Below are 12,402 nucleotides of genomic sequence, written 5' to 3' on the forward strand. Positions count from 1 at the left end.
CAAGACATATTTCGCGTGTTCTTAGACGAAATGGGTGACCATGCCGCTGGTCGTGCAGTTCACCGGACCCCGTCAGGTCGGCGTGGCCGACGAGGCGGCGTCGCCGCTGGGCGCGGGGCAGGTCCGCATCGCCACCTGGTACTCCGGCATCTCCGCGGGGACCGAGCTGACGGCCTACCGCGGCTCGAACCCGTACCTGACGAAGACGTGGGATCCGGCGACGCGGCTGTTCACCGACGGCGCGCCGTCGTTCTCGTATCCGGTCTCCGGCTGGGGCTACCAGGAGGTCGGCCAGGTCACCGAGGTCGCGCCGGACGTCACGTCGCCGCGCGCCGGCGACGTCGTCTACGGCATCTGGGGGCACCGCGCCGAGACCGTCGTGCCGGCCGTCATCGCGGCCCGGCGGCTGCTCCCGGCCGGCGTCGACCCGGTGCACGGCGTGTTCGCCCGGGTCGGCGCCATCGCGCTGAACGCCGTCCTCGCCGCCGACGTCCACCTGGGCGAGCACGTGGCGGTCTTCGGCCAGGGCGTCATCGGGCTGCTGGCCACCCGGCTGGCCGGCCTGAACGGCGCGAGCGTGACGGCGGTCGACGGGCTGGCCGACCGGGTCGCGTTGGCGTCGCGGTTCGGCGCCGTGTACGCGGTGCCGGTGGACGTGCCGGGCGGCGCCGCGGTGGCGGTGCGGTCGGCGACGGGTGGCGCGGGCGCCGACACGGCGATCGAGCTGAGCGGCAGCTACCACGCGCTGCACGAGGCGATCCGGTCGGTGCGCCCGGCGGGCCGGGTCGTCGCGGCCGGCTTCTACCAGGGTGAGGCGGGTGGGCTGCGTCTGGGCGAGGAGTTCCACCACAACCGGGTCGAGATCGTGGCCAGCCAGATCAGCGGCACGCCGCGGGCGCTCGGCGACCGGTGGAACCACGACCGGCTGCTGACGGTGGTCATGTCGCTGGTGGCGTCCGGCCAGGTGGACGTCGCGCCACTGGTCTCGCACGTCGTGCCGGTCACCGAGGTGGCCGGGGCGTTCGAGTTGCTCGACCAGCGTCCGGCCGAGGCGCTGCAGGTCGTGCTGCGGTTCCCGGCCGCGCCGGCGGGCTGAGGAGCGCCGGGCGGCGCGAACCGGGTGGCGCCACCCGGCGGGGCTGGTGTGTGCTTCTGGGATGAGCGCACCCCGTAACCCCGTGGCGATCGTGACCGGCGGCGCCCGCGGCATCGGCGCCGCCGTCGCCGCCCAGCTGGCCCGCGACGGGCACGCCGTCGCCGTCCTCGACCTGGACGAGCAGGTGGCCGCCGACACCGCCGCCGGCATCGTCGCCGCCGGCGGCCGGGCCATCGCCGTCCGCTGCGACGTCGCCGACGAGGCCGCCGTCACGGCCGCGACCGACCGGGTGGTCGCCGAGCTCGGCGCGCCCACCGTGCTGGTGAACAACGCCGGCGTCGGCCCGGCCGCCGACCTCACCGAGATGACCGTCGAGCAGTGGGACCACATGCTGGGCATCAACCTGCGCGGGCACTTCCTGGTCACTCGCGCCGTCGTCGGGCACCTCGTCGCCGCCGGCTGGGGGCGCATCGTGAACATCTCCAGCATCTCCGCGCTCGGCGACGAGGGCCGGTCGCACTACTCCAGCGCGAAGGCCGGGCTGCTCGGGTTCACCAAGTCGCTGGCGCTCGAGCTGGGGCGGCACGGCGTGACCGTCAACGCCATCGCCCCCGGGTTCATCGTCAGCGACATGACGGCGGCCAGCGCCCGGCGGCTGGGCCGGAGCTTCGAGGAGCACCAGCGCCTCGCCGCCGCGTCCATCCCGGTAGGCCGCGCCGGCCGGCCCGAGGACATCGCGCACACGGCGTCGTACCTGGTCAGTCCGGAGGCGGGGTTCGTCACCGGTCAGGTGATCTACGTGGCCGGCGGGCCGGTGGACTGACGCCGTCCGCGCACAGCCGCCAGTGGGTCAGAACCACCCCATTGACGGGATATGGGATATCTGACTAGTGTCCTCGCAGAGCGCGAATCGTGGACACAGGGAGGTGTCATGGGCACGACAGGCGGGCGGTCGCTGGCCGCATGGACGACGCGAGCGGTGGGGGTGCTCGCCGCGGCGGCGCTGCTCACCGCGTGCGGCAGCGGCGACTCCGACGACGAGACCAGCGGCGACGACGGCGGCTCGACGACGCTGTCGTTGTGGCACTACTACGGCACGCCGGACACCCCGACCGGGGCGGCGTTGCAGGGCCTGCTCGACCGGTACGAGGAAGAGCACGAGGGCGTCACCATCGAGGCGCGGCACATCCCGTTCGGCGACTTCACCCGGACGCTGCTGCAGTCCGCCGCCGGCGGTGACCTGCCCGACGTCGCGCTGATCAACGGCTTCACGACGCAGGCGCTGGCCGACGCCGGGGTGATCCAGGACCTCAGCGACCGCGTCGAGGAGTGGGGCGAGGCCGACACCTACTTCCCGACCGGCTGGGAGACCACCCAGGTCGACGGCGCCACGTACGCCATTCCGCACGTGGCCGACGCCTACGCCGTCTACTACAACGAGACCATGCTGACCGAGGCCGGCCTGCAGCCGCCCACCACGTGGGCCGAGATGCAGGACTACGCCACGCAGCTGTCCGACGGCGAGCGCTACGGCCTCGCGTTCAGCGGCATCGAGGGCGACGAGGGCGCGACGGCTCTGGTGATCAGGCTGCTCGCGGCCGGCGGCGACCCCGCCGACATCGACTCCGAGGCCGGCGTCACGGCGCTGGGCCAGTTCAGCGACATGATCGCCGGCGGCGCGGTCTCGGGCGGCGTCCTCACCTGGAACGAGGAGGACGTCAAGAACCAGTTCGCCAACGGCCAGGCCGCCATGATGATCAACTCGGCGACCTACCTGAGTGTCCTGGCCGAGGAGAACCCGGAGCTGCAGTGGAACGTCGCGCTGCTGCCCAGTGACGTCGAGGCGTCGACGTTCCTCAGCCAGGAGAACCTCGCCATCAGCACGTCGACGGAGAACGCGGACGCCGCGTGGGACGTCATCGCGTGGATGCAGCAGCCGGACGTGCTCGCCGAGTACCTGCCGGAGCGCAACAAGCTGTCCGCGCGCGACGACGTCGACACCGGCGACGACCCGGTCCGGGCGATCTTCGCCGAGCAGCTGCAGCAGGCGTGGGCGCCCGAGGGCGACCTGGCCGCGGCGTCGTCCGAGGTGCTGACCCGCATCCAGGGCGCGCTGCAGGCGGCCGCGGGCGGCGGGGCGAGTGTCGAGGACGCGCTGGCCGAGGCGCAGGGCCAGATCGACGAGGCGCTGGCGAACGTCGAGTGACCACGACCGTCGCCCCGCCGGGAACGGCGAGCACCACTCCGGCCCGGGCCCCACGGCGGGCCCGGCGCTGGGGCGACCACCTGTTCGTCGTTCCCGCGGTCCTCTTCGTCGCGGCGACCGTGCTGTACCCGCTGATCTTCAACATCGACCTCAGCTTCCGTGACGTCGGCGTCGCGCAGATCGTCACCGGCGGGGCCGAGTGGGTCGGCTGGGAGAACTACACCGACCAGCTGGGCCGGGACGAGTTCTGGCACGCGCTGATGATCTCGCTGCTCTACACCGTCCTGGCGGTCGCGGTCGCGTTCGCCCTGGGCATGGCGCTGGCGGTGTACTTCAACCAGCGGTTCCCGGGCCGCAACATCATGCGGTCGCTGCTGCTGCTGGCCTGGATCCTGCCGACGGTGGTCAGCGCGAACGTCTGGCGCTGGATGCTGGACGGCAGCTACGGGCTGATCAACACACTGCTCGAGGCGGTCGGGCTGATCGACGGCGACGTGTTCTGGCTGGCCCGGCCGGTGCCGGCGCTGTTCGCCGTGGTCATCGCGACGGCGTGGTCGTTCACGCCGTTCATCATGATCCTGCTGCTGGCCGGCCTGCAGGGCATCCCGGACACGCTGTACGAGGCGGCCACCATCGACGGCGCGGGCGCCTGGCGGCGGTTCACCAGCGTGACGCTGCCGCTGCTGAAGCCGGTCAACCTGACCGCGCTGCTGCTGTGCTTCATCTCCACCTTCAAGACCTTCGACACGGTGTTCCTGATGACCCGCGGCGGTCCGGGCGAGGCCACGATGATCCTGCCGATCTACGCCTACAACGAGGCGTTCGAGTTCTTCCGGTTCGACACCGGCGCCGTCGCGACGACGCTGATGCTGATCGTGCCGCTGGGTCTGTCGGTGTTCTACTTCCGCTCGCTGCGCCGCGAGGAGCTGTCATGACGACCACCAGGCGCCGGCGCGGCTGGCTGAGCGTGGGCGGCGTGCTCATCACGATCGCCTACCTGCTGCCGGTGTACTGGATGCTGGCGACGTCGCTGAAGGAGTCCTCGGACATCTTCAGCACGCCGCCGGACCTGTTCCCCTCGCCGATCAGCCTGACGTCGTACACCGAGACCGTCGTGAACCACGCCGGCATCGGCCGCGGGCTGCTGAACAGCACCGTCATCGCCGTCGGGACCACGGTCGTGACGCTGGCCGTCGCGGTGCCGGCGGCGTACGCGCTGGCTCGGCTGCGGGTCCGGTTCGTGGCGCTGCTGATGCTGCTGTTCCTGGTCGTGCAGATGATCCCCGCGGTCAACCTCGCGCTGCCGATGTTCGTGATCTTCAGCCGGGCCGACCTGGTGAACTCCTACGTGGGGCTGATCCTGGCGAACTGCTCGCTGGCGATCCCGCTGGCCATCACGATCCTGCGGCCGTACTTCTTGTCCGTGCCCGGCGAGGTGATCGAGGCGGCCAAGATCGACGGCTGCAACACGTGGACGGCGTTCCTGCGGGTCGCGCTGCCGGTCTCGGTGCCGGGCGTGATCACCGTCGCGGTCATCAGCTTCCTCGGCGCGTGGGGCGAGTTCGTGTTCGGGCTGGCGCTGGCCTCGGACGAGGGCATGCAGCCGATCACCGTCGTGCTGGCCGGTCTGACGAACTCGTTCGGGACCCGCTGGAACGACCTGATGGCCGTCTCCGTCGTCGTGGCGCTGCCGATCATCGTCGTCTTCATCTTCCTGCAGCGCTACATCGTCGGCGGTCTCACCGCCGGTGCCACCAAGAGTTAAGAGGAGCAGTGCATGAGCACAGACACCGCTGAGGCGTTCGAGCTCTGGGCGGCCACGCCGACCCCGTTCCGGCCCGACGAGAGCCTGGCGACGGAGGTGGTCCCCGCGCAGGCCGAGCACCTGGTCTCGCTGGGCCTCGACGGCGCGTTCGTCGGCGGCACCACGGGTGAGTCGATGGCGCTGACGGTCGACGAGCGGGCCGAGCTGATCAGCGCCTGGGCCGAGCACCGCGGCGCCGGTCTGCTGCTCGGGGCGCACGTGGGCGACCTCAGCCTGGTGGACGCCCGCCGGCTGGCCCGGCACGCCGCCGACGCCGGGGTCGACCTCATCGCGGCGGTGGCGCCGTTCTACGGCGAGCCGCCGTCGGTCATGGCGATCGTCGACTACCTGGCCGAGATCGCCGAGGCGGCACCCGACGTGCCGCTGTGCTACTACCACATCCCGTCCATGACGGGGCTGCGCGCGGCGCCGTCGGCGGTGGTCGAGCAGGCCGTCGCCCGGGTGCCGAGCCTGCGTGCCGTCAAGTTCACCGACGGCGACATGCTCGAGTTCATCCGCACCCGCGAGGCCGCCGACGGCATCCGGGTCTACTTCGGCAGGGACGAGCTGCTGCCGGCCGGTGTGGCGTGCGGCGCGACCGGCGCCATCGGCAGCCTGTACAACGTGCTCGCCCCGGTGGCGCGCGAGGTCCGGTCCCGGATCCTGGCAGGGGAGGTCGAGTCGGCGCTGGCGCTGCACCGCCCGTTCCGCCAGATCGCCACCGTCGCCGATCGATGGGGCTCGATCGCCGTCGTCAAGGAGCTGATCAACCGGTTCGGCCCGGACGCCGGCGCGGCCCGCGCCCCGTGGGGCCGGCTCAGCGCCGACGCGGTCGCCGCGGTGGACGGGCTGGTCGAGGAGCTCAAGGCGGCTGCGTCCTGACCGCTTCCGGTGGTCTGACAGGCTGATCCGGACGTTGTCGCCGCGTGAGGGGATCGCCGATGGACGACCGTGTGGTGGTGCTGGCCCGGGCCGGAGCCGCGCTGGTGCTCGACCTGGAGACGCCGCGGCTGCCGCGCGTGCTGCACTGGGGCGCCGACCTGGGTGACGGCGTCGACGGCGCGGCGCTGCGGGCGGCGGCGGTACCCGGCCGGCGCGGCGGCGCTCCGCCCGAACCGGCGGCGCCGTCGCTGCTGCCGGCCCAGGCCGACGGCTGGCCGGGGCGGCCCGGCATCGCCGGTGACCGCGACCGCGCCTTCCCGCACCTGCGGCTGATCCCCGACTCGGTGACGGTGGCGCCCGACGGCGGCGGCGTCGAGGTGGCCTCGCGCGACAGGGACGCCGGCGTCTCCGTCGTCAGCTCGCTCGCCCTGGACGAGGCCGGCGTGCTGCGCGTGCGGCACACGCTCACCAACGACGGCGGCACCGCGTGGTCGATGGGCGGGCTGCGCGCCGTCCTGCCGGTGCCCGACCACGCCGCCGAGCTGCTGCACTTCAGCGGGCGGTGGGGGCTGGAGAAGATCCCGCAGCGCGAGGCGTTCCTGCCCGGCATCCGGTCGCTGGAGACGCGGCGCGGGCGCACCGGGCACTCGCACACCGGGCTGCTGGTCGCCGGCACGTCGGGTTTCGGGTTCGGCTCCGGCGAGGTGTGGGGCGTGCACGCCGGCTGGAGCGGCTGGACGGTGCACGACGCGGAACGGCTGTCCGAGGGCTGGTCGACGCTGGGCGCCGGCGAGCTGCTGGCGCCGGGCGAGGTCGTGCTCGCGCCGGGCGAGTCCTACGCGACGCCCGACGTCTACTTCGTCTACTCCGACGCCGGGTTGGACGGGCTGTCAGCCCGGCTGCACGCGTCGCTGCGGGCGCGGACGTCGCATCCGTCGACGCCGCGGCCGTTGGTGCTGAACACGTGGGAGGCGGTCTACTTCGACCACGACATGGAGAAGATGGCCCGTATGGCCGATGTGGCCGCCGCCGTCGGCGTCGAGCGGTTCGTCGTCGACGACGGCTGGTTCCTGGGCCGCCGCGACGACCTCGCGGGGCTCGGCGACTGGTACGTCGACCCCGACGTCTGGCCGCGGGGGCTGCATCCGCTGGTCGAGCACGTGAAGTCGCTGGGCATGCAGTTCGGGCTGTGGGTCGAGCCGGAGATGGCGAACCCGAAGTCGCGGCTGGCCGAGGAGCACCCCGACTGGCTGCTGCACGATCCCGCGCGGGTTCCGCGCGAGTGGCGGCACCAGCACACCGTCGACGTCGCCAACCCCGAGGTCTACGCCTACCTGCTGGAGCGGCTGGACGCGCTGGTCAGCGAGTACGGCATCGACTACCTCAAGTGGGACCACAACCGCGACCTGCTCGAGGCCGTCCACGACGGCCACGCGGGCGTGCACGAGCAGACCGCCGCCGTGTACCGGTTGCTGGACGAGCTGCGGTCGCGGCACCCGTCGCTGGAGATCGAGTCGTGTTCGTCCGGCGGCGCCCGCGTCGACCTCGGCATCATCCAGCGCAGCGACCGCGTGTGGGCGTCGGACAGCAACGACCCGCTGGACCGGCAGGCGATCCAGCGGTGGACGTCGCTGCTGCTGCCGCCGGAGCTGATCGGCGCGCACGTCGGGCCGTCGCACACCCACGTCTCGGGCCGGGTCACCGAGCTGCAGCTGCGCTGCGCGACAGCGCTGTTCGGCCACGCCGGCATCGAGTGGGACATCACCGGGTGCTCTGACGACGAGCTGGCGCTGCTGACCGAGTGGGCGGCGACGTACAAGCGGCTGCGTCCGCTGCTGCACACCGGCCGCGTCGTCCGCGCCGACACCGACGACGCGCACGTGCTGCACGGCGTGGTGGGTCCGGGGCATGCGGTGTACGGCTACGTCGCACTGACGACGATGACCGCGGACATCCCGCCGCGGCTGCGGCTGCCCGGCCTCGACCCGGACGTGACCTACCGGGTGACGCCGATCGGTGCGCTGAGCTGTCCGCTGCCGCGGTGGGCGCGGGCGGCGGCGTGGCTGGAGTCGGGCGCGGTGGAGCTCCCGGGCCGGGTGCTGACGACGGCCGGCCTGCAGGCGCCGCCGCTGAACCCGGCCCAGGTGCTCACGCTGGAGCTCACCGCCGTCTGACGCCTGGCAGCTTGCCGAACTCCAGCCGGCTGAAGCCCGCCGAGTGGACGCCCAGCGCCAGGAACGCGCTGGCCAGGATCGTCACACCGGCGATCCAGTGGATGTGCCACACGGCGGAGACCAGTCCGACGAGGGCGGAGAACAACGCGAGCGGCCGGGCCAGCGTGACGAGGCGGGAGTCGGTCCGGCGGCGCCGGAAGGTCTCCTGCCGGTTGACCATCAGCAGCGCCGCCAGCAGCGGGATGGCCACGCACCACGCGACGACGCAGATCATCGCGGAGACGTCCAGCGACGCGACCGTGAGGAACGGCTGCAGCACGACCACGCCGATGCCCACCAACCCGCCGTAGACCAGGTTGTCCTGCAGGATCCACTCCTGCTGCAGCTGCGGGTCGTTCACGAGCCGTTCGGCGTCGTCTTCGGCCTCCCGTTGGTAGCGTTCGGCCGCGGCCGTCGCGTCGTCGTCCACGGTCAGCACACTAGAGCCTCGCGGCGGCGAACATCGTCTCGAAGTTGGCCCGGTAGCGGGCGTAGACCGACTTGACGTCCGTGCGCAGCATCGTCTCGTCATTGCGCCGCAGCGACGTGTGGTTGAAGTTCGGGCTCCCGGTGACGACCCACCGCTCGCTCCGGTCGGCGGCGTCGCCGCCCTCGATGAGCAGGTACTTCGAGTGGATCCGGCCGGGCAGCACGTTGGCGTCGTCGAGCTCGCGCATGGCGATCGCCGGCTCGGCGGCCAGCACTGCGCGGACCTCGTCGGCCATCAGCCCGTGCACGATCGCGACCTCGCAGCCCTGGCCGGCCAGCTCGGCCAGCCGCTCGGCGATCGCGACGCGGTAGGCGTCCCACTCGGACATGCCGACCCGCAGCACCGTCCGCGGGCCGCAGCTGACGTCGTCGAGCAGCTCGGTGATCGGGTCGCCCTCGGCGCGCGGGAAGAACGACGCGGCGACCGTGCCGGTGCGCGTCGTGGTGGTGATGGTGTGGTCGTAGTCGTCGGTGCGCCGCTCGGCCGCGAGGTCGCCGAAGTAGGCGCCGTACGCCGCGTACAGCTCCTCGTTGCCGACGATCGTCGTCGCGTTGTTCCAGTACGTCGTCGCGTTCAGGTCGGTGAAGTTGGCCGACGACTGCAGGACGACGTTCTCGCGGCCGCCGGTCTCGGAGAACAGGTAGAACTTGTTGTGCTGGCCCTTGGTGCCGATGCACGCGGCGGTGTTGCCCTCCGGCGACAGCCCGGTGCAGACGTGCAGCCACGAGCGCGCGCTCTGGTCGGTGCCCAGCTCGGCCCGCAGCGCGGCCACCGCCGGGTTCGTCACCTGCCAGCCGTCCAGCACCACCCGCACGTCCACGCCCCGCCGGTGCGCGTCGGTCAGCACCGCGACGAAGTCCGCGCCCGTCGTCCCCGAGATCACGAAGTGCGCGATCTGGATCAGCGACCCGGCCGGCGCCTGCTTCACCAGGCCGCAGATCTGCTCGATGATCGGCGTCCCGTCGCCGGCGGCCGGGTTGTTGAAGACCGCGCCGGTCGCGACCGTCCGCTCAGGAGCGTCCTGGCACGGCGTGGGGGTGGAGGCGGGAGCGGCGGGCGTCGCGGTGAGGAGCGCGGTGATCACGATTCCGGCGACGGCGATCGGGCGTGGTGTCATACGTATCAACCTGCCCAGCCGGCGCGAACTCCGGCCCAACCGGCGGTGAACGCTACCGGGCGGCGGTGCGGAGAACGGCGAGGCCGGCGGCGATGCGGTCCTCGGTGATGGCGCCGTAGCCGAGCGCCAGCCCGCGGACCGGGTGCGCCACCGCCAGCGGCGACAGCGCCAGCACCTCGACCCCGGCCGAGCGGGCGCGGGCGGCGACCTCGACGTCGTCGGCGCGCGGGTCGGTGAACAGGGCCGTCACATGCAGGCCGACCAGCGACGGAACGGGTTCGAGGACGCCGGCGAAGTCGCGGCGCAGCAGCGACGTCACCAGGTGGTGCCGCCGCGCATACACCCGGCGCATCGCCTTGAGGTGCCGGGCGAACAGGCCCTCGTCGATCAGCTCGGCCAGCGCCGCCTGCGCGGGCACGGCGGTGTGCCAGTCGAGCAGCTGTTTGGCCTGGTGGATGGCATCGCGCAGCGACCGCGGCGCGACGACGAAGCCGAGCCGCAGGGTGGGCAGCAGCGTCTTCGAGAACGAGCCGACGTAGGCGACGTGGCCGGCGGCGCCGAGCCCGGCGAGCGGCTCGAACGGCCGCCCGGCGAAGCGGAACTCGCTGTCGTAGTCATCCTCGACGATCAGCGCACCGGTCCGCCGGGCCCACTCGAGCAGCGCCAGCCGGCGTCCCAGCGACATCGACGTGCCGAGCGGGAACTGGTGCGACGGGGTGACGTAGACCAGGCGGGCGGGGTCGGGCAGCGCGCCGACCACCAGGCCCTCGTCGTCCACCGGCACCGGCACGACGTCGAAGCCGGACGACGTCAGCAGCTTGCGGGGGAGCGGGTACCCGGGATCCTCGACCGCGACCACGTCGCCGGGCGACAGCAGGACCCGGGCGAGGAGGTCGACGGCCTGCTGGCTGCCGCTGGTGACCACGACGTCGTCCGGTGCGGCCGGGACGCCGCGCGCTACGGCGACGTGCCGGGCGATCGCCGCGCGCAGCGCCGGGTGGCCGGCGGCCGCGATGTGCGCGCCGGTCCCGACGGCGGTCGCGCGCAGCTGGCGAGCCGTCACCCGGCGCCACGCCGCGTACGGGAACAGCGTGGCGTCCGGAACACCGGGCCGGAAGTCGAACTCCGCCTCGGTCGCGGCGAGGTCGGCCGCCGCGGGCAGCCCGGCCCACACGGCGCGGGGGACGAGCGCGACCGGGTCGCCGTCGCCCCCGTCGTCGGGCGGCCGGTCCGGGGCGAGGCCGGCGGCGACGAACGTGCCGACGCCGGGCCGGGCGACGAGGAAGCCCTCGGCGGCCAGCCGGTCGTAGGCCATGCTGACGGTGTTGCGGGCGATGCCGAGGTCGCCGGCCAGCTCGCGGGTCGGCGGCAGCGGCTGACCCGCCGGCAGCCGCCCGGCCAGGACGGCGGCCCGGACCTGCCGGTAGAGCTGCCCGGACAGGTCGCCCCGCCCGTCCAGCCGCACGTGCAGGTCCATGTCAGGCGAGCCTAGGACCACGAGTGATCCGCCCGTGACCGGCCCAGTCCAGAACCCCCCGCTGTGGCCCAGAGGAGGCCGCCCGGCCGCGGCTAGCGTGGCGAACGGTTCAGAGAACACACAGGTCAGGAGGGTTCGCCATGCGCAAGAACACGTACCGGGCGGTCGTCGGAGTGCTTGCGGCCGGAGCGGTCGCGCTGCCCGGTATCGCCGCCGCGTCGGGTGGGACCGACGCCGCCGGACACCGCGGCTGCGCGGCGCGGTTCGACGAGGCGCAGCGCATCGACATGGAGTCGTTCCGCGACTTCGACGCCGAGGCCTGGCGCGACGTCCACCACGAGGACGCGGTCAGCGTCTACGCCAGCGGCCACCGGTTCGACGGCCTCGACGCGATCATGGCCGCGCAGGCGAGCCACTTCGAGAACCGCGAGGCGATCTGGACGTGGACCGAGATCGACCGCCACGTCTACGGCTGCAAGACCGCGGTCATCGAGTACGACGCCACCTACGAGCTGCCGAGCGTCGGGTTCAAGTCGCGGGCTCTCACCGTCGTGACGTACGTGTTCGAGCGCGGCCGCTGGCTCGCGGTCTACGACCAGGGCACCGCGTTCCCGGCGGGGTCCTGACGGTCAACCGGCCGCGGTGACGCGCAGCGGGCCCGAGCCGCTCTCGCCGCAGACGTCGTCGGGGTTGAGCAGGTAGCACGACTTCATCGACAGGCAGCCGCAGCCCATGCACCCGGTGAGCTCGCGCTGCAGGTTCTCCAGCTCGTGCTTCTTCGCCTCGAGCTGGGACTGCCAGCGCCTGGACAGCCGATGCCAGTCGTGGGCGTCGGGCTGCTGCTCCATCGGCAGAGTCGTGAACACCTCGGCGACGTCCGCGAGCGAGATGCCCAGCCGTTTCGCCACGAGGATCAGTGAGATCCGCCGGATCATGAAGCGCGGGTAGCGTCGCTGGTTCCCGGCCGTGCGCGACGACTCGATCAGGCCGAGCTGCTCGTAGTAATGCAGCGCCGACACCGCGACGCCGGTACGGCTCGAGACCTCGCCCACCGTGAGCAGGTCGTCCGGTTCCATGGCGTCTACCTCCGCTGTTGACCTCAAGCTCGCTTGACCTT

Annotated in this window: 12 protein-coding genes; 8 read left to right on the forward strand and 4 right to left on the reverse strand. The window is 72.6% G+C overall.

Annotated elements, in window-relative coordinates:
* Positions 1 to 40: 40 nt before the first annotated feature.
* From BLV05_RS07490 to BLV05_RS07520, 7 genes are all read left to right on the forward strand, one after another.
* Positions 41 to 1,096 (forward strand): zinc-dependent alcohol dehydrogenase, encoded by a 1,056-nt coding sequence (locus BLV05_RS07490; protein WP_046767990.1) that lies wholly within the window; start codon positions 41 to 43, stop codon positions 1,094 to 1,096.
* Between the two features lie 61 nt (positions 1,097 to 1,157).
* Positions 1,158 to 1,919 (forward strand): SDR family NAD(P)-dependent oxidoreductase, encoded by a 762-nt coding sequence (locus tag BLV05_RS07495; protein WP_046767881.1) that lies wholly within the window; start codon positions 1,158 to 1,160, stop codon positions 1,917 to 1,919.
* Between the two features lie 108 nt (positions 1,920 to 2,027).
* Positions 2,028 to 3,302 (forward strand): ABC transporter substrate-binding protein, encoded by a 1,275-nt coding sequence (locus BLV05_RS07500; RefSeq protein ID WP_160312726.1) that lies wholly within the window; start codon positions 2,028 to 2,030, stop codon positions 3,300 to 3,302.
* Positions 3,299 to 4,237 (forward strand): carbohydrate ABC transporter permease, encoded by a 939-nt coding sequence (locus BLV05_RS07505; protein ID WP_046767883.1) that lies wholly within the window; start codon positions 3,299 to 3,301, stop codon positions 4,235 to 4,237. Before BLV05_RS07500 ends, BLV05_RS07505 begins: the two co-directional genes overlap by 4 nt.
* Positions 4,234 to 5,067: a carbohydrate ABC transporter permease gene (locus BLV05_RS07510; protein ID WP_046767884.1), complete on the forward strand. Its 834-nt coding sequence runs from the start codon at positions 4,234 to 4,236 to the stop codon at positions 5,065 to 5,067. The genes BLV05_RS07505 and BLV05_RS07510 overlap by 4 nt, the downstream gene beginning before the upstream one ends.
* A 12-nt stretch (positions 5,068 to 5,079) precedes the next feature.
* On the forward strand, positions 5,080 to 5,988 hold the full coding sequence (locus tag BLV05_RS07515; RefSeq protein WP_046767885.1) for a dihydrodipicolinate synthase family protein: 909 nt from the start codon (positions 5,080 to 5,082) through the stop codon (positions 5,986 to 5,988).
* Between the two features lie 59 nt (positions 5,989 to 6,047).
* Positions 6,048 to 8,162, forward strand: a complete 2,115-nt coding sequence (locus BLV05_RS07520; protein ID WP_046767886.1) for an alpha-galactosidase — start codon at positions 6,048 to 6,050, stop codon at positions 8,160 to 8,162.
* On the opposite strand, the gene BLV05_RS07525 is transcribed toward BLV05_RS07520, so the two are convergent.
* From BLV05_RS07525 to pdxR, 3 genes are read right to left on the reverse strand one after another with little or no spacing between them, the layout of a single operon-like run.
* Positions 8,149 to 8,631: a hypothetical protein gene (locus tag BLV05_RS07525; RefSeq protein ID WP_152690655.1), complete on the reverse strand. Its 483-nt coding sequence runs from the start codon at positions 8,629 to 8,631 to the stop codon at positions 8,149 to 8,151. The genes BLV05_RS07520 and BLV05_RS07525 overlap by 14 nt on opposite strands.
* A 10-nt stretch (positions 8,632 to 8,641) precedes the next feature.
* Positions 8,642 to 9,808 (reverse strand): phospholipase D-like domain-containing protein, encoded by a 1,167-nt coding sequence (locus BLV05_RS07530; RefSeq protein ID WP_046767888.1) that lies wholly within the window; start codon positions 9,806 to 9,808, stop codon positions 8,642 to 8,644.
* A gap of 52 nt (positions 9,809 to 9,860) precedes the next feature.
* Positions 9,861 to 11,285 carry a MocR-like pyridoxine biosynthesis transcription factor PdxR gene (pdxR, locus tag BLV05_RS07535; protein WP_046767889.1) on the reverse strand — a complete coding sequence of 475 codons (1,425 nt, stop codon included), beginning with the start codon at positions 11,283 to 11,285 and terminating at the stop codon, positions 9,861 to 9,863.
* A gap of 140 nt (positions 11,286 to 11,425) precedes the next feature.
* Here pdxR and BLV05_RS07540 point away from each other — a divergent pair, with 140 nt between their 5' ends.
* Complete coding sequence (locus BLV05_RS07540) at positions 11,426 to 11,911, forward strand: DUF4440 domain-containing protein (RefSeq protein WP_046767890.1); 486 nt, start codon at positions 11,426 to 11,428, stop codon at positions 11,909 to 11,911.
* A gap of 3 nt (positions 11,912 to 11,914) precedes the next feature.
* On the opposite strand, the gene soxR is transcribed toward BLV05_RS07540, so the two are convergent.
* Positions 11,915 to 12,361 carry a redox-sensitive transcriptional activator SoxR gene (soxR, locus tag BLV05_RS07545; RefSeq protein WP_046767891.1) on the reverse strand — a complete coding sequence of 149 codons (447 nt, stop codon included), beginning with the start codon at positions 12,359 to 12,361 and terminating at the stop codon, positions 11,915 to 11,917.
* Between the last annotated feature and the right edge of the window lie 41 nt (positions 12,362 to 12,402).

The organism is Jiangella alkaliphila (genome assembly GCF_900105925.1).
Taxonomy (GTDB): domain Bacteria; phylum Actinomycetota; class Actinomycetes; order Jiangellales; family Jiangellaceae; genus Jiangella; species Jiangella alkaliphila.

Coding starts and splice junctions, on each gene's coding strand:
- BLV05_RS07490 (WP_046767990.1), top strand. CDS start 41: ATGCCGCTGGTCGTGCAGTTCACCGGACCCCGTCAGGTCGGCGTGGCC.
- BLV05_RS07495 (WP_046767881.1), top strand. CDS start 1,158: ATGAGCGCACCCCGTAACCCCGTGGCGATCGTGACCGGCGGCGCCCGC.
- BLV05_RS07500 (WP_160312726.1), top strand. CDS start 2,028: ATGGGCACGACAGGCGGGCGGTCGCTGGCCGCATGGACGACGCGAGCG.
- BLV05_RS07510 (WP_046767884.1), top strand. CDS start 4,234: ATGACGACCACCAGGCGCCGGCGCGGCTGGCTGAGCGTGGGCGGCGTG.
- BLV05_RS07515 (WP_046767885.1), top strand. CDS start 5,080: ATGAGCACAGACACCGCTGAGGCGTTCGAGCTCTGGGCGGCCACGCCG.
- BLV05_RS07520 (WP_046767886.1), top strand. CDS start 6,048: ATGGACGACCGTGTGGTGGTGCTGGCCCGGGCCGGAGCCGCGCTGGTG.
- BLV05_RS07530 (WP_046767888.1), bottom strand. CDS start 9,808: ATGACACCACGCCCGATCGCCGTCGCCGGAATCGTGATCACCGCGCTC.
- pdxR (WP_046767889.1), bottom strand. CDS start 11,285: ATGGACCTGCACGTGCGGCTGGACGGGCGGGGCGACCTGTCCGGGCAG.
- BLV05_RS07540 (WP_046767890.1), top strand. CDS start 11,426: ATGCGCAAGAACACGTACCGGGCGGTCGTCGGAGTGCTTGCGGCCGGA.
- soxR (WP_046767891.1), bottom strand. CDS start 12,361: ATGGAACCGGACGACCTGCTCACGGTGGGCGAGGTCTCGAGCCGTACC.